Source organism: Rhizobium brockwellii, from assembly GCF_000769405.2.
In the GTDB taxonomy this organism is placed as follows: Bacteria; Pseudomonadota; Alphaproteobacteria; order Rhizobiales; family Rhizobiaceae; genus Rhizobium; species Rhizobium brockwellii.
Genome location: NZ_CP053439.1, coordinates 3,626,976 through 3,643,254, shown reverse-complemented (window position 1 = coordinate 3,643,254; position 16,279 = coordinate 3,626,976). Strand labels below are relative to the sequence as shown.

General features: G+C 61.0%; 16 protein-coding genes and 1 other RNA gene. 5 read left to right on the top strand and 12 right to left on the bottom strand.

Going from position 1 to position 16,279, the window contains the following annotated elements; translation table 11 throughout:
* The first annotated feature begins 101 nt into the window (after window positions 1–101).
* Window positions 102–323 carry a 50S ribosomal protein L31 gene (gene rpmE, locus RLCC275e_RS18010; RefSeq protein WP_003542805.1) on the top strand — a complete coding sequence of 74 codons (222 nt, stop codon included), beginning with the start codon at window positions 102–104 and terminating at the stop codon, window positions 321–323.
* A 190-nt stretch (window positions 324–513) separates the two neighbouring features.
* On the opposite strand, the gene rcdA is transcribed toward rpmE, so the two are convergent.
* The 3 genes from rcdA to RLCC275e_RS17995 all read right to left on the bottom strand — a co-directional run bounded on the left by rcdA (window position 514) and on the right by RLCC275e_RS17995 (window position 2,951).
* The gene (gene rcdA / locus RLCC275e_RS18005; protein WP_003542804.1) at window positions 514–1,029 is read right to left on the bottom strand and encodes a protease adaptor protein RcdA; all 516 of its coding nucleotides are present in this window, start codon (window positions 1,027–1,029) and stop codon (window positions 514–516) included.
* A 390-nt stretch (window positions 1,030–1,419) separates the two neighbouring features.
* Complete coding sequence (locus RLCC275e_RS18000; protein ID WP_033179716.1) at window positions 1,420–1,611, bottom strand: DUF1192 domain-containing protein; 192 nt, start codon at window positions 1,609–1,611, stop codon at window positions 1,420–1,422.
* A 41-nt stretch (window positions 1,612–1,652) separates the two neighbouring features.
* Entirely contained in the window at window positions 1,653–2,951 is a 1,299-nt protein-coding gene (locus tag RLCC275e_RS17995) for an MFS transporter (protein WP_033179717.1), read from the bottom strand.
* A gap of 173 nt (window positions 2,952–3,124) precedes the next feature.
* Between RLCC275e_RS17995 and RLCC275e_RS17990 the strand changes: the two genes are divergently transcribed.
* Complete coding sequence (locus RLCC275e_RS17990) at window positions 3,125–3,289, top strand: hypothetical protein (RefSeq protein WP_003542801.1); 165 nt, start codon at window positions 3,125–3,127, stop codon at window positions 3,287–3,289.
* Between the two features lie 46 nt (window positions 3,290–3,335).
* Here the strand turns inward: RLCC275e_RS17990 and RLCC275e_RS17985 are convergent, their stop codons facing one another.
* The 8 genes from RLCC275e_RS17985 to tkt form a co-directional block, all read right to left on the bottom strand.
* Entirely contained in the window at window positions 3,336–4,259 is a 924-nt protein-coding gene (locus RLCC275e_RS17985) for a PhzF family phenazine biosynthesis protein (RefSeq protein ID WP_033179718.1), read from the bottom strand.
* Between the two features lie 156 nt (window positions 4,260–4,415).
* A complete protein-coding gene (locus RLCC275e_RS17980) occupies window positions 4,416–5,441 on the bottom strand; it encodes a class I fructose-bisphosphate aldolase (protein WP_033179719.1) in 1,026 nt (341 codons plus the stop codon).
* A gap of 321 nt (window positions 5,442–5,762) precedes the next feature.
* A complete protein-coding gene (locus RLCC275e_RS17975) occupies window positions 5,763–6,968 on the bottom strand; it encodes a phosphoglycerate kinase (RefSeq protein ID WP_171816883.1) in 1,206 nt (401 codons plus the stop codon).
* Between the two features lie 70 nt (window positions 6,969–7,038).
* Window positions 7,039–8,913, bottom strand: coding sequence for a potassium/proton antiporter (locus tag RLCC275e_RS17970; protein WP_033179721.1), 1,875 nt, complete (start codon window positions 8,911–8,913; stop codon window positions 7,039–7,041).
* Window positions 8,914–9,403: 490 nt separating this feature from the next.
* Window positions 9,404–9,583, bottom strand: a complete 180-nt coding sequence (locus RLCC275e_RS17965; protein WP_033179722.1) for a hypothetical protein — start codon at window positions 9,581–9,583, stop codon at window positions 9,404–9,406.
* Between the two features lie 191 nt (window positions 9,584–9,774).
* Window positions 9,775–10,089, bottom strand: coding sequence for a hypothetical protein (locus tag RLCC275e_RS17960; protein WP_003552580.1), 315 nt, complete (start codon window positions 10,087–10,089; stop codon window positions 9,775–9,777).
* Window positions 10,090–10,336: 247 nt separating this feature from the next.
* On the bottom strand, window positions 10,337–11,347 hold the full coding sequence (gene gap / locus RLCC275e_RS17955; RefSeq protein WP_033180625.1) for a type I glyceraldehyde-3-phosphate dehydrogenase: 1,011 nt from the start codon (window positions 11,345–11,347) through the stop codon (window positions 10,337–10,339).
* An 85-nt stretch (window positions 11,348–11,432) separates the two neighbouring features.
* Complete coding sequence (gene tkt, locus RLCC275e_RS17950) at window positions 11,433–13,406, bottom strand: transketolase (RefSeq protein WP_033179723.1); 1,974 nt, start codon at window positions 13,404–13,406, stop codon at window positions 11,433–11,435.
* Between the two features lie 322 nt (window positions 13,407–13,728).
* On the opposite strand from tkt, the gene RLCC275e_RS17945 reads away from it, so the two are divergent.
* From RLCC275e_RS17945 to ssrS, 3 genes are all read left to right on the top strand, one after another.
* The gene (locus tag RLCC275e_RS17945) at window positions 13,729–14,004 is read left to right on the top strand and encodes a DUF4164 domain-containing protein (protein WP_012758879.1); all 276 of its coding nucleotides are present in this window, start codon (window positions 13,729–13,731) and stop codon (window positions 14,002–14,004) included.
* A 15-nt stretch (window positions 14,005–14,019) separates the two neighbouring features.
* Window positions 14,020–14,397: a cell division protein ZapA gene (locus RLCC275e_RS17940; RefSeq protein WP_033179724.1), complete on the top strand. Its 378-nt coding sequence runs from the start codon at window positions 14,020–14,022 to the stop codon at window positions 14,395–14,397.
* Between the two features lie 69 nt (window positions 14,398–14,466).
* Window positions 14,467–14,625: non-coding RNA, 6S RNA (gene ssrS / locus RLCC275e_RS17935), on the top strand.
* Between the two features lie 81 nt (window positions 14,626–14,706).
* Here the strand turns inward: ssrS and RLCC275e_RS17930 are convergent.
* Complete coding sequence (locus tag RLCC275e_RS17930) at window positions 14,707–16,194, bottom strand: esterase-like activity of phytase family protein (RefSeq protein ID WP_033179725.1); 1,488 nt, start codon at window positions 16,192–16,194, stop codon at window positions 14,707–14,709.
* Between the last annotated feature and the right edge of the window lie 85 nt (window positions 16,195–16,279).

Below are 16,279 nucleotides of genomic sequence, written 5' to 3'. Positions count from 1 at the left end.
GGGAAGCCGTAGCCATCCGACTGCGGCTTCATTTATTCAATCGGTTCGTTGGCCGCAACTGCATGCGGCAAATTGAACTCCGGTATCGCAGGAAGATTGTTATGAAGGCAGGCATCCATCCCGAATATCACATGATCAAGGTGGTCATGACCGATGGCACTGAGTACGAAACCCGCTCGACCTGGGGTTCGGAAGGCGCTGTCATGAACCTCGAAATCGATTCCAAGTCGCATCCGGCCTGGACCGGCGGCAACCAGCAGCTCATGGACCGCGGTGGCCGCGTTTCCAAGTTCAACAAGCGTTTCGGCGGCCTCGGCCTCTAATCGCTTCTGCTCGACGGAATTCGAAGAGAGCCCGGTTTCGCCGGGCTTTTTTGCGTTCGCAATGGCTCACAGCGCCGCGCGTCTTTTTTGTACGCGCAAAGGATGCTTCAGGAATGCCGGTGTTCAGCGGCAAACAAAAAACCGGCCGCGTAAGACGCAGCCGGTTTATATCGAATTCTTCCGGATCCGGTCAGTTGTTGCCGAAGGCGGTCTGCAGCAGGGAAAGCTGGGCCTGGACGCTGTTCTGATTATCATGAACGATCACTGCTTCGGACGGGCGGTAGATCTCGCGGTCGAGCAAGGCAATGCGGTTCTGCAGACGCAGCGAGCGTTCGACGAGGTCGCGGAAGGATTCGGGCAGATCACCCCAGCCGGGCGCGGCGCGGTCGACGTTGAAGCCATCGAGGCGAACCTTGTTCTTTTCGGCCAGCACCTGGTCACGGGACATTTCGCCATTGTTGACGGCACGCTGCAACAGCAGCCAGGAAGCCATCTGCATCAGGCGGGTGGTGAGACGCATCGATTCCGCGGCGTAGAGAACCGAGGCCATACGCGGCAGAACCTTGGAGGCGGCACGGCCCTGGCCGTCGAGATAGGCGGCAGTCTCTTCGACCAGCGACATGCCTTCCGCGTAAAGTGCCTTGAACTGCGAGGATGCAGCGGCGCGGCCTGCAAAACTGATCGTGTTCAATCCAACTTCCGACATCGCAATAGTCCCTGTTCGCACGCAGCTACATATATTCAGGTAACGCCGGCACCGACGGAAAAGTTTCCAGGCCCGGTCTTTATGACTTTAAGATGGTATCATTAGCCCAAATGCGCAAGCCGTTTCTTAAGAAAGGGTTAATCTCCACAGTTTCGTGGAAGTGCGCCGGCCATAGGAAAAAGAAGAGCCGCAAACGCGGCTCTCAAGGTAAAACAGGGAGAAAAATCAGACCAATTCACCGCTTGGGAAACTGTCTGAGATCCAGAGGAAATCCGGATGAATATAGTAATACCTTATAAAGCTTAATATTTTATTAACATTGTGCTGAATTAAGACTTGGGGCGGGCTGTTTTATCGGCCCATAGTCTTGTTTTTTGGGGTTTTAACGGATCAGGTGCGGAAGAAGCTTTCCGCCGCCTGCCGCCCGGAGGCCTTGCGACCGGCTTCGGCCTCGAGACGGGCGATCTCCGTCTTCAGCAATTCTACCCGGGCCTTCAACTCGTCGACCGAAAGCATGGAGAGATCGGCGCCGACCTCGTGGGCGACTTTCTTCTGCGGCCGGTCGTCATCGATGAAGCTCATGGCTCGTCCTCCGTTCGCTGCGCACTTTTGCTGGAATTGTTCTAGCCGAACTTTACAGCAGGATCGCCGCTTTCGGGAGACTTTTCGGTTTCGGGAGGTTTGCCGGCGCCGCGATCGGCAAGCGACATGCTTTGCGGTGTCAGCATCTGCGAGGTGCCGGTAGGGATCGTCGTGTAGGCGTCGCGGTCGCTGGCAGGCACGGCGGCGCGGATGCGGCTCCTGATGATGGCGTAAACGGTGATCAGCACATGGGCGATGGCGGTGACTAGGAAAAGCGCATGCGGGGTGATCGCCGACATGACGGGACCGCTGAGCGTCGGGCCGATCATCGTGCCGATGCCGTAAAGCAGCAGCAAGCCGCCGGAGACCTTGACGAAATCCTCCGAGGCCGCGAAGTCGTTCGCGTGGGCGACGGCGATCGGATAGAGCGTATTCGCCACCGCGCCGTAGAGGACCACAAGCCCGATCAGCAAGGCGGGGGACGTTGGGTGGAAGAGAAAGATCAGCAAGCCCGCAAGGGCGGCGATCCCCGACATGGCGGCGAGCACGTAGCGCCGGTCGATGCGGTCGGAAAGCCGGCCGGCCGGCAGCTGCATCACGGCCCCGGCGAAGATGGTGGCGCTCATCATGACGGCTATGTTGGTGTCGGAGAGGCCGGCGCCGGCGCCGAAGACGGCGCCGAGCGTGCCGTAAGCCCCGTTGGCGATGCCGACGAGCAGGATGCCCAGGCAGGAGACCGGCGAGTTGCGATAGAGCGCCGGTAGGTCGAGGCGCACCGCCTTCAACGGCTGCGGCGAAGCAGCGGTCGACAGCGTCGTCGGCAGCATGGCGATGCAATAGAAGATGCCGCAGATCATGAACAGCACCGGCGTGCGCACATCCTCGAGTGGGATCATCATCTGGCCGCCCACGACGCCAAGCAATGTGATGCCGATATAGAGCGAGAAGATCGCGCCGCGGCTCTCGTTGCTGGCGCGCTCGTTCAGCCAGCTTTCGATGATCATCGACGTACCGGCGGTGGAGAAGCCGGTGACGGCGCGCAAGACCACCCACCAGACTGGATCGATGATGATACCGCTGACCAGCGCGATGATGGCGATGATCGAGATGAAGCCCGAAAAGGCACGCACATGGCCGACGCGGCGCACGATCTTCGGTGCAATCAGGCAGCCGATGACGAAGCCCCCCGCCCACGAAGTGCCGAGCAGGCCGAGCGTCGTCGTTGCGTAGCCTTCGAGATTGCCGCGCACGGGGAGCAGGATGCCCTGCAGGCCGTTGCCCATGAAAAGGAAGAGCGTGCCAAAGAGCAACGCGGCGACGGACAGCAGATTTCTCTTCATTTCCCCAGACTCGGTCTTAGCGATTTGCAATGGACATAAGGCAAGACCTGCCTCAGCCCAGCCTCAAGATGATTGATTGTGCCCCGGAATATCTTTACGGCGTGTCGAGATCCTCTTGTTCGCGCGGAAAAATGTCCGTCCTGTGACATTCCGAAAAACGGAAAAAATAAAGCATGACAAAGCTGATAGCCTTGCTGCTCATCCTTGCCATGGCGATACAGGTGATCAAGCCGCTCGGACTTCCCGGCCTCAGGCGACGGATGGATTTCTGGAAGCTCGCGCTGATCGCTTTCGCCGTCTGGGCAGTGGCTCTGCTTTCGCGCGATTTCCTGATGTAATCCTTGGATTGCATGTACCCCGGGGATTACGGCCGACCTGCTACCGTCAGTCCTGCAAACTGATCTCTCCGCGCATGACGGAAACGCAGCCTCCGGAGATGACGACATCTGTGACGATGCCGTCGGATTTCACGACATCAAGAGTGATGACGCTGCGGCGGCCCATTTCGATGCCCTGTTCAATGTTGATGCGGACATTCATGTCGGCCTCCGGCGCCAGCGAGACGAGATAGGCGCCGAGCGCGGCTGAAGCGCTGCCCGTTGCCGGATCTTCGGGCACGTTGTCGAGCGGCGCGAACATGCGGGCGCGGATCTTCCATGGATTTTCGGCTGTTCGCACATAGAGGAAGAGCGAGAAGTCGTGGCCGCTGGTCGTCTGGCGGCCGGCAGCTGCCTGGAACCCGGCAAGGTTTGGGCGGGCAGCGGCCAGCGCTTCGAGCCCGTTCACTTCTGCAACGGCGAAGTTCAGGCCGACGGAGACAAAGACTGGGGCATGGGTGGTGTTGACGATGGCGCCGGGGTCGATCGAGACGCAGCTGGCGACGGTTTGGGCGGCAATGGTGTCGCCGATCGTCAGCGGCTGTGGCGCGCGGATGGCGGCAGCAGCAACCCTTCCGCCCTCGCGTTTCAGGCTGACTTCGACGATGCCGGCCTTTTCCTCGAAACGCAGCGTATCGCCGACCAGCTTGCCGAAGATCTCCGCCTGCCGGCCGAGCACATAAGCCGTGCCGACATTCGGATGGCCGGCGAAGGGTATTTCCATCGTCGGCGTGAAGATGCGCACGCGGGCGGAATTTTGCGGGTCTCCCGGCGGCAGGACGAACGTGACTTCGGAATAGTTGAACTCGGTGGCGATCTTTTGCATCGCTGCATCGCTCAGACCGCGCGCATCGGAGATGACGGCAAGCGGATTGCCCTCGAAGCGGGTGGAGGTGAAGACATCGACGGTGACGTAGGAGAGGGTGTTCATGGCGGCTCCTGTTGTGACAGGGCGCTATGAGTAGTCACGGTTTTCGAGGGAACGAAGCGGTTTCTTGTCGCCGTGACAATGAGAGGAAAGGAAACGGCGGAGAGGGCGGGAAGCTGCGTTCGCCCCTCCCTGCCCAAAGTTCAAGGCTCCAAAAAATCAGGCGGCTTTTTCCAGGTCCTTCTTCCAGTTGCCCTTGGCGGCGAGGCTGTTCATCTCGGCGCGGTGGGTGAATTCGCGCTGGCCGGCGGCGACGTTTTCCTGCTTGCCGTTCCAGGCCTTGAGCGCGCTGTCCTGCAGGGCGCGGCCGTAGGAGAAGGTGACGAACCATGGCAGGTCGCCGCTGGCATTGATCGCCGAGAGATGGGCTGTCGCTTCTTCGGTCGTCTGGCCGCCGGAGAGGAAGGCGATGCCGGGAACGGCGGGCGGAACGGTCGCCTTCAGCACCTTGACGGTGTGCTCGGCAACTTCCGCGACCGAGGCCTTGCGGGCGTTCTTGCCGTCGATCACCATGTTCGGCTTGAGGATCATGCCTTCGAGGTTGACGCGGGCATCGGCCAGTTCCTCGAAGACGATGCGCAGCGTGGATTCGGTCACTTCGGCGCAGCGGTCGATATTGTGGTCGCCCGGTTTGCCGTCCATCAGGCATTCCGGCTCGACGATCGGAACGATTCCGGCTTCCTGGCAAAGTGCAGCATAACGAGCAAGCGCCTGAGCGTTGGCGCGGACGGAACCGCGGGTCGGCAAGGTCGACGAGATGGCGATGACGCCGCGCCATTTGGCGAAGCGGGCGCCGGCTTCATAATATCTGGCAAGGCGCTCGCCGAGACCGTCGAGGCCTTCGGTGATGGTTTCAGCGGGATATTTGGCCATCGGCTTGGCGCCGGTATCGACCTTGATGCCGGGGATGGCGCCGGCTGCGCGGATGACATCGACGAAGGGCGTGCCGTCCGCGGCCTTCTGGAACAACGTCTCTTCGAAGAGGATGACGCCGGAGATATATTTCTTCATCGCCTCGTCGGAGCGGAAGAGCATCTCCCGGTAGTCCCGCCGGCTCGTTTCGGTCGAATCGAGGTTGATCGCGTCGAAACGCTTCTTGATGGTGGAGGTCGATTCATCGGCGGCGAGCAGCCCCCGGCCGCCCGTAACCATCTGCACTGCAATGTCTTCCAGTCGTTCGCTCATCTCGTTCTCTCCACAACAATAAACATCGGCACTTCAGGAATATAGAACGCGGATACCAGAAGTTTATAGGCAGGAAAATGGAAGGCTAAGTCATTGAAACGATTGAATTCAATTCAATCGTTTGAAAGTTGGGATTTTTTTCGTCCTTTGAGCAAAAGACCGCGGAAGCTGTTTTTCTTCCGCGGTCTATCGACATGTAAAATCTGCGAAATCAGTCTTGCGGATTACTACAGCGCCGCGCGCCTTTCAGACGCGCAAAGGACGCTTGGCACTTTGAATGGCTGCATAATTATGTCCTTCAATCGGTTCCGATTTAAGGAATTATGTAGCAGCGGCGTTGAGGACGGCGACACCGGGAAGCTCTTTCCCTTCCATCCATTCGAGGAAGGCGCCGCCGGCGGTCGAGACGTAGGTGAAATCGTCGGCAACGCCGGCATGGTTGAGCGCCGAGACGGTGTCGCCGCCGCCGGCAACGGAGGTGAGCTTGCCGGCTACCGTGCGCCCAGCGGCGTATTTCGCGGTAGCGACGGTTGCGGCATCGAAGGGTTCGATTTCGAAGGCGCCGAGCGGGCCGTTCCAGACCAGGGTTGCAGCGCGCTCGATCCAGGCGTTGATGGCCTCGACGGATTTCGGGCCTACATCGAGCACCATGGCATCGGCGGGGATGGCATTGATATCGACCGTCTCGTTGGCGGCGCCCGCCTTGAACTCGCGGGCGATCACGCCATCCTCCGGAAGGATGATGGCGCAGCCGGCGGTGGCGGCCTCGATCATGATCTGCTTGGCGGTTTCAGCGAGATCATGTTCGCAGAGCGACTTGCCGACATTGGTGCCGCGTGCGGCGATGAAGGTATTGGCCATGCCGCCGCCGATGACGAGCGCATCGACCTTCTTCACGAGGTTCATCAAGAGGTCGATCTTGGTGGAGACCTTGGCGCCGCCGACGATCGCGACGACAGGGCGAGCCGGTTCGCCGAGGCCCTTTTCCAGCGCTTCCAGTTCTGCCTGCATGGTGCGGCCGGCATAGGCCGGCAGGTGGTGGGCAAGACCCTCGGTTGAGGCATGGGCGCGGTGGGCGGCCGAAAAGGCGTCGTTGACATAGATATCGCCGTTGGCGGCAAGCGCCTTGGTGAAGTCGGAGTCGTTGTTTTCCTCGCCCTTGTGGAAGCGGGTGTTTTCCAAAAGCAGGATATCGCCGTCATTCATCGCGGCAACGGCAGAGGCAGCGGCCTCGCCGATGCAATCGGAGGCCGTCAGCACGGCATGATCAAGCACTTCCTCGACGGAAGGGGCAATCAGCGACAGCGACAGCTCCGCCGAAGGGCCATCCTTCGGCCGGCCGAAATGGGCGAGCAGGATCACCTTGGCACCCTTTTCGGACAGTTCGAGGATGGTCGGCGCCACACGCTCGATGCGCGTCACATCGGTGACCTTGCCGTCTTTCACCGGGACGTTGAGGTCGACGCGGACGAGAACGCGCTTGCCGCGGATGTCGGAAAGATCGTCGAGGGTCTTGAAAGAGGGCATGGGGAGGATCCTGTCGTGGTTGGCGAAAGTTGCGCCGAACATAGCAAGGATCATTCGAGACGCAAGGCGTTCAGCGGCCGTTTTCGCGTGTGCCTTCGTCGCGTCCGGCCGGCGGTTTCGGCGTGCTTTCGGAGGCTGCGGTTTCCCTGTTCCTGCGTCCGTTCAGCCGGTCGCGGATGCGCTGGGTGATGTCCTTGAGATTGAGGAAGATCGGCAGCGTAATTGCCGGTTCGACTGCTTCGAGCGACATGCCGACGGAGGTGATGTGATCGTGCTCGTCGAGATCGCGGACGATAAGGATGATCGAGCCGAGGCGGACGCGGTCGGCATAATCGGCCTTGCCGCCGAGGCGCTGCCGCATCAATTCGGCGATCGTCAGGCCCTTTTCGGATTCGTTGAGCAGGCCGGGGCCATAGGCGGCGTCGAGATCGGCGGCAGGACGGGCGGGGGAGAGCGCGAAGGCCCCGAAGAATTCGGCATCGTCGTCGTCGACAGGCGCCCGGCTGGCGAAAAGCCGGTCGAGCAAGCGGGAATAGCTCGGCACGATGAAGAGGTAGACGAGATCATGCTCGCGCAGCCGCCCTGCATATTGGTAGCGCATCGACTTGCCGTCGCGGATGACGAGCGAGGGTGTCGCCCAGCGCGGAATACGCTCGCCCCGCAGCACCGGGCTATCCTTGATGACGCGGTAGGAGAGCAACTCGTGGTTAGCCGCCCCAGGCAGGTCGACCTCGACCTTGTCGACGGCGCCGATGCGCGGCGGAATGATCAGCCCGAGCTTCTTGGCGACGGGCTTGATCGTCCAGCCCTGGAGGAGCAGCGAGACCAGCACGATGATGAAGGCGGTGTTGAAATAGATTTGGCCGTTCTCGAGCCCGCCGAGGATCGGCATGATGGCAAGCAGGATGGAGACGGCGCCGCGCAGGCCGACCCAAGCGACGAAGCCGATTTCCTGTTGCGTATAATCGAAGGGAAGCAGCGACAGCCAGACCGCCAACGGCCGGGCGACGAAGATCAGGAAGAGGGCAAGCAGGATGGCGGGCACGATGATGACAGGAAATTGCGACGGCGTGGCGAGCAGTCCGAGCACCAGGAACATGATGATCTGCGCCAGCCAGGTCATGCCGTCCTGGAAGCGTTTGATGGTGCCGATCGCCTGCATCTTGCGGTTTCCGGCGTAAATGCCGGCGACATAGACGGCGAGGAAGCCGCTGCCACCGACCGCGCCGGTGAAGGAAAAGACGAGAAGAGCGAGCGCCAGCACGAAGATCGGCGTCAGGCCGCGATCGGTATCGAGCCTGCTGACGATCAGCACGATCATCATGCCGCCAAGCAGGCCGAGAATGACGCCGAGGCCCATCTGCTGCACGAACATGGCGAGCATGCCGATATTGATGCCGGCGTAACGCTCGCCGCTCGCCAGCACCTCGACGAGGGCAATGGTGAGGAAGATCGCCATCGGATCGTTGGTGCCGGATTCGACTTCCAGCGTCGAGCGCACCTTGTCGCGGATGTTGATGCCGCCGATGCGCAGCAGGAAGAAGACGGCGGCGGCATCTGTCGATGCGACGATCGAGCCGAGTAGCAGGCCTTCCAGCCAGGTGAAATTCAAAAGCCACATGGCCGCGAAGGCAAAGAGCGAGGCGGTGATCAGCACGCCGACCGAGGCGAGCGCCAGAGAGGGCACGGCCGCGAGCCGGAAGGCCTGCATCGGCGTGCCGAAGCCGGAATCGAAGAGGATGATGGCCAGCGCGATGGAGCCTAGAATATAGGCGAGATAATTGTTGCTGAACTCGATGCCGAGGCCATCGACGCCGGCAGCAAGGCCGATCATCAGGAAGAGCAGCAGCAGGGGGGCGCCGAAGCGGAAGGCGAGCAGGCTCGAAAATGCGGCAAGAAGCACGAGCGCCGTCGAAACCAGCACCACGATATAGAACGCTTCCATGCCCACCCCTTTCCATCGACTGCTTCGCGAACGCAGCGGCCCCGGCCGATCCGCCTCTATTCAACCCCTCCGTCACGCGCGGCGATCCGTCAGTAAACGGCAAAACTTCAGAGAAGGGTAGGCCTTGCGGCTTAACCTCGTCGCGATGCTGCTTCATGCTGCTGAACGGCTGCCGGACGGCCAACCGACACGGAATGCTACGGGAGAAATTCTCTATAAGGAATGTATAGGAAAATCAGGCGAGAGCAGGGCAAAAAAGACAGGCATGGATTTTTCCTGCCGGTATCTGCGAATGGCAACAGAATAAGACCCACTCCTCGTTTCACCCGGCCCGTTTGCCTTGTCCAATGACGGGAAGCCTGAATTGCACGCGCGGATGCGGAGAGGGAAAATGAGCGCTGAGAGATTTCGATATCGGGTGGACATGCCGGCCGCCGAGCGAGAGCAGCCGGCTGTAGTTTTGTGCCAGAAGCGGCCGGCTCTTGCGCCGCTATCCTAACACTGCCTCAAGTATGACAATGGCGAGAAACGAGAGGCCAATGAACGCGGCGACCCAGATGACCAGACGATTGGCCTTTGCCAGCACGGCAGGTCTGACGTCCCGCTTAGGGTGAAACCGTTGCCGCCGTTTGAGGGTGGTGTGGGACAAGCGTTTTTGTGCCTCTGCCATTTATCACCTCCACTTGGCTCATTTTAGCCATTGTGCAGCGCTGCGCATTTCCTCAATCTAGCACGCTTGGCCAGCGGATTACCAATTCGTGCAGAGACGCCGATCGAATTCGAACCCGAGGCAGCCTCAACTGCACCGCCATCCTGTCCTGAGAACGGCGGCGCCATATCGAACCCGGTGCGGATCGTTGGTCAGTCTTCTGTGTCCTCGCCCTCGTCGGTCAGATCCGCGACTGGGACCAGGAAAACGACGAACTCGTCCTCGATCGTCCGTTCCGGATCGTCGTCGAATTCATAGGCATGCTCGACTTCGCTTGCTTCCTCGGTGGTCGCCTTGCGCAGGCTCAGGGCCGCTTTGCGGTCCCAGAGAGGCTTGCCTTCGGATTCCAGGACTGTCAGATCGTCGCGAAAGTCTTCAGCCTCGAAGAAATGCGTCGCTTCCTCGTGATTTTCCGAGCGGAAACTGGCAACGGCGCGGCCGGCGATTTCAACGGTAAAGTAATCCATCCATCTCTCTCATTTTCATGCGGGCGACAGTGCTGCCGCACGGTATTGGCGTGGCTACGCCTGGCCGATGGCCAATGCGCGAGGAAACTGGGCATTTCGAATGTCCAGGGTGATGTATTCTAGCAGATCTCATCCGGCCAAAGGACGAAAAGATGCCAGTGCGGGGAGGCCGGTTTTGTTCGGAGGCACGGCAACAAAAAGCGGCCCGGTTTCCCGGGCCGCTAGCATGTCGATGCCTCAAGAGCGCTCAGATGAGCTTGGCGAAAGCGACTGCCGTGTCGGACATGCGGCTGGAGAAGCCCCACTCGTTGTCGTACCAGGACAGGACGCGCACGAAGTTGCCTTCCATGACCTTGGTCTGATCGGTTGCGAGGATCGAGGAGTGGCTGTCGTGGTTGAAGTCACGAGAGACGAGTGGCTCGTCGGTGTAGCCGAGGATACCCTTCAGCTTGCCGTTGGCAGCAGCCATGATGGCTTCGTTGATTTCGCCAACGCTGGTCGCCTTCTTGGCGACGAACTTGAAGTCGACGACGGAAACGTTCGGGGTCGGAACGCGGATCGAGGTGCCGTCGAGCTTGCCCTTCAGATGCGGCAGAACGAGGCCGACTGCCTTGGCTGCACCCGTCGAGGTCGGGATCATCGACAAGGCAGCAGCGCGGGCGCGATACAGGTCCTTGTGCATCGTGTCGAGCGTCGGCTGGTCGCCGGTATAGGAGTGGATGGTCGTCATGAAGCCGTGGTCGATGCCGACGGCGTCGTCGAGAACCTTCACGACCGGTACCAGGCAGTTGGTGGTGCAGGACGCGTTGGAGATGACCAAGTGGTCCTTGGTGAGCTGGTCATGGTTGACACCGAAGACGACCGTCAGGTCGGCGCCATCGGCGGGCGCCGAGACGATGACGCGCTTGGCGCCGGCCGTCAGATGAGCGGCAGCCTTGTCGCGGGCGGTGAAGATGCCGGTGCATTCCATCGCGATGTCGACGCCGAGTTCGCGGTGCGGCAGCGTTGCCGGATCCTTGATCGCCGTGACCTTGATCGGCTTGCCGTTGCCGACGATGATCGAGTCGCCCTCGACCTTCACCGTTGCCGGGAAGCGGCCGTGGATCGAGTCGTAGCGCAGCAGATGGGCGTTGGTTTCAACCGGGCCGAGATCGTTGATGGCGACGACTTCGATGTCGGTGCGGCCGGATTCGACGATGGCGCGAAGGACGTTGCGGCCGATGCGGCCGAAACCGTTGATGGCAACCTTGACTGTCATGTTCATTCACTCCCGATAGAGTATGGCCCGATAGTGAGTGAGGGCCTGGAATTGAGGAGATGGAGAGCGCCTCAAGGCGCCCTCATTAAAGCTTTGCTTCCGCGGCCGCAACGACGGCGTCAGCGGTGATGCCGAAATGCTTGTAGACCTCCTTGACCGGGCCGGAAGCGCCGAAGCTCTTCATGCCGATGAAGGTGCCTTCCGGTCCGATGAACGCATCCCAGCCTTCGCGAACGGCGGCTTCGACGGCGATCTTGACCGGCGAGTTGCCGAGGATTTCCTTGCGATAGGCTTCCGGCTGCTCGAAGAACAGTTCCGTGCAGGGAACCGATACGACACGGACGGTGACGCCCTTGGCTTCGAGTGCCGTGCGGGCTGCAACGGCGATTTCGACCTCGGAGCCGGAGGCGAAGATCGTCACCTTGGCGTCGGCATTGCCGGCGAGCACATAGGCGCCCTGTTCGCACAGGTTCTTTTCGCTGTATTCGGTGCGGGCTGCGAGCAGGTTCTGACGCGTCAGAGCAAGGCCCGAGGGACGGTTGTGCGTCTTGATGGCGATCTGCCAGCATTCCGCCGTTTCCGTGGCGTCGGCCGGACGGAAGACCATCAGGTTCGGGATGGCGCGCAGACCGGCGAGCTGTTCGACCGGCTGGTGCGTCGGGCCGTCTTCGCCGACGCCGATAGAGTCATGCGTCAGGACGTGAATGACGCGGATGCCCATCAGCGAAGCAAGGCGGATCGGCGGGCGGCAATAATCCGAGAAGATCAGGAAGCCGCCGCTATAGGGGATGAGGCCGCCATGCAGCGCAATGCCGTTCATGGCAGACGCCATGCCATGCTCGCGGATGCCCCAATGCATATAACGACCGGCGAAATCCGTCGGCGTGATCGAATGCATCTGGCTAGTCTTGGTGTTGTTCGACGGCGTCAGGTCGGCGGAGCCGCCGAGCGTTTCCGGCAGGAAGCCGTTGATGACCTCGAGCGCGTCTTCCGAAGCCTTGCGGGTCGCGACCGTCGGCTTGGTCTCGGCGAGCTTCTTTTTATATGCGCTGATCGCGGCGTCGAAACCTTCCGGCAGTTCGCCTGCCATGCGGCGGCTGAACTCGGCTTTGGCCGGAGCCTTGGCGAGGCCGTCTTCCCAGGATTTGACGAGGTCGACGGAGCGGGCGCCGGCTGCACGCCAGCTGTCAAGGACATCCGACGGGATGACGAAGGCTTCGGCTTCCCAGTTCAGCGCCTTGCGGGTGGCCGCAATTTCCTCGGCGCCGAGCGGGTTGCCGTGGACCTTGTGGGTGCCCTGCTTGTTCGGGGCGCCGAAGCCGATGATCGTCTTGCAGGCGATGAAGGTCGGGCGGTCGGACTTGTGGGCAGCTTCGATCGCGTCGGCGATCGCGGCCTGATCGTGACCGTCGATCTCGATTGTGTTCCAGTGTACGGCCTTGAAGCGGGCGATCTGATCGGTGGAGTCCGACAGAGAGACAGCGCCGTCGATGGTGATCGAGTTGTTGTCCCAGAAAAGGACGAGCTTGTTGAGCTTCAGGTGGCCGGCGAGCGCGATGGCTTCATGGCTGATACCCTCCATCAGGCAGCCGTCGCCGCAGATCGCATAGGTATAGTGATCCTGGAGATCGGAGCCGAACTCCTCCCGCAGCTTGCGTTCTGCAATCGCCATGCCGACGGAATTGGCAATACCCTGGCCGAGCGGACCGGTCGTCGTTTCGATGCCGGTCGCGTGACCGTATTCCGGATGGCCGGCGGTCTTCGAACCGAGCTGGCGGAACTGCTTCAGATCTTCGATCGTCATGTCAGGATAGCCGGTCAGATACAGCACCGAATAGAGCAGCATCGAGCCATGGCCGGCCGACAGCACGAAGCGATCGCGGTTCGGCCAATGCGGCTTCTTCGGATCGAACTTCAGATATTTGGTGAACAGGACCGTTGCCACGTCGGCCATGCCCATCGGCATGCCCGGGTGGCCGGAGTTCGCCTTTTCAACGGCATCCATGGCGAGAAAACGGATCGCATTCGCCATCCGGTCGTGTTGTTCGGGAGAGGTCATGGCTTTTCCGCAAGTTCCGGGTGTCGGGGGATGGCCTCGAGCCTCCAAGACCATCGAGTGAAAGCGGCAGAGACATAGCAGTTGGGACGGGCAAGTCAATAAATGGCAGGCCAAATCCGGGCTGACAGCGGCGATTTTTGACATTTGATCACGTGATTGTACAAATGACGAAACCGATGTGTAGAACGCTCATCCACAGGATAGGCCGGTGGGCAAGTGACAGGATTTATTGACGGGCCGTCGGCGAGCTGCATATCCTTTTGAAATCGCAGGATCGGCGCGGCGTGCCGATTCGCGGATCCTGCGCGGGAATCGGAAAGACATGATGCCCACAGGCAAAACCATGGAAGCAGCGCTCAACGAATTGAGACAGGCGATATCGAGCCTCGAAAACGCCGTCGATATGCGCGTCGAACGGCAGCGAGAGCAGGGCGAGATCGAGGGCGAGGTGCGGCGTGTGCACGCCGACCGCTCGCGGCTGGCGCAGGAGCTCGACCAAGCCGAATTCCGCGCCAACCGGCTGGAAGAGGTCAATCGCGAGGTATCGCGGCGGCTGGTGACGGCGATGGAAACGATCCGCGCAGTTCTGGATCGCTGATAGAAAGAGTTTGGCATGGCGCAGGTGACGGTAACGATCGACGGCAAGGCCTATCGCATGGCCTGCGAGGAAGGGCAGGAGGATCACCTGACCGATCTCGCCATCCGTTTCGACCGCTATGTCGGCCATCTCAAGGATCAGTTCGGCGAAATCGGCGATCTGAGGATCACCGTCATGGCCGGCATTATGATCACGGACGAGATTGCCGAGTTGACGCGCCGCGTCGCCGGATTGGAGTCCGAGCTCGAGACGCTGCGCGGCAATCGCGATACGGTGCTAGCCGCGACCGCCCGGACCGAGGAAAATCTTGCCGCAGCGTTGAGTGAAGTGTCGAGCCGCATCCGCGGCATCACCGACAAGCTGAATGGCCGCTCCGCCCCCGAACTCAATTGATCTCAATTAAATAGCGGCTGCCTTCCGTCGCCACTGGCGCACCAGCGCAAACAACCTTATATATCGCCATGCGGTCTGCGCCTCTCGACAGGAACCACAATCCCTGGGGCCATACTCGATCCAAAGGGAGCTGTCCCTGGCCAGGCCCGTGGGCCTGGACACACGGCGCCCACCTACGTTTGTAGGCACCCAGGATCGTAAACATCCATCGGTGGTCGTGGATCGCACCCTTTCCTTCCATTTTCAGCGAAGACGCCGGATCGACAGGGCGAGCGCGCAGCTTGCGCGTCCACCCCTTTTGCGCGTCCGTTACTTCTTCAGGCCAGGAAGGCTGACCTGGAAGACCTGAAACATGGTGTCGACGTCGGCACCGCCGTCTGCCTTGTAGGTGGCACCCACCTGGAAACCATCCTGCGTCAAAAAGTCGTTGTCATTGGCGACGAACAGGAAATAGTCGTCCGGCAGGTTCGGGTCGAGAACGCTCGCAAGACCCATGGCTTCCCATTTTTCCGACAGATTGTTCTTGTCGTTCGGTGCGCCGTTGTGCAGGCTGAAGCGGGTGAGATCGGCCTTGTCGTTGAGGTCGATGAAGGTTGTTAGCGTCGCCGGCGTCAGTGAGGGATCGATGACGCCCTTCTGGGCGATCGGCTTGCCGGCATCGAAATCGCTGCCGGCGATGTCGGTCGCGGCGGAAACGTCGACGATGTCGACCTTGCGGTAGAGCGAGCTGTCGCCTTTCAGGCCCTGGCCGTTGCCGCTGTCACGGGCGAGCATCAGGAAAGTCTTGTCGGAAAGAGCGACGATTTCGCTCTCAGCGGCGATCGTCGTCTTGTCCTTGGCGTCCTTGAAGACCGGCAGCGGCACGACATATTCGTGCACCAGTTTCAGGTGATCGGGATCGGCGGCGTCATAGATCAGCGCGCGGGTATTCTGCCGGGTCGAGCCGGAATCGCCGCCGTCCTGGCGGGCGGCCGATTGCAGCACTGATATGATGAACTTACCATCCGGCGTCATCGCCATGCCTTCGAGACCCTGGTTGTTCTGGCGGCCGGTCTCCGGATCTTTCGGGTCCGGAGCGGAGGCACCGGGGCCGGGATTGTTGGAGGCAAAGCTCAACGCACCCTTGCGCATCGGCAAAAGCGCCTTCGGCGGCTGGGTGGCAGACAGCAGGTGGCCGTCAGCAGAGAAGTGATAGATGTAAGGCCCGTATTCGTCGCTGACGAACATGCTGCCGTCGGCCATGCGGATGATGGCTTCATTGTCGAGCGCGATCTTGCCGTTCGTCGCCTGCGGCAGCGGCGGAAAATCGCCGGCAGCGGGGCGGACGCCGGATTCTGGGTCGAGACCCGTCATGTCGCCACCCTTGTCATCGACAAAGAGCGTGGAATCGACGAGCTTTGCGTCGACGCCCGACTGTTCCTTGCCTGCCTCGGGTGCCGCACCCGGAGCGGTCGGCGTCAGGCCGATCGAGATGGTGTTCAGGCGCGGCCGATAGTCGACGGTGCCGACGGCGTTGTAACCGCGGTCGGGCAGCAGGTAGAGCGTGCCCTTGTAGCTGGCGCCGTCGCGGCTCCAGGCGGCGGGATCGAGTGCCATGCCCGAGCCGGAACCGAAGGTCTCGCCGAATTTGTCACGCTGGTTGGCCGGGATACGCCCGATGCCGACGAGGCCCTTGTTGACGAAGGTGAGGCCACCGACGGTGGCGGAATTCTCGGCCATTGCGACGACTGGCACGGCGGCGGATGCGGCGAGAACCGCGGCGAACAGCCGCGATGCGTAAGGTCTGAAATTCTTCATGGAAATACCCTCTCGGTCAAAAGCGTTCTCGAAACGGCTTCCGCCCGCAGGCTGGACACCGCTTCAAATGACACCCCGGCCTGGA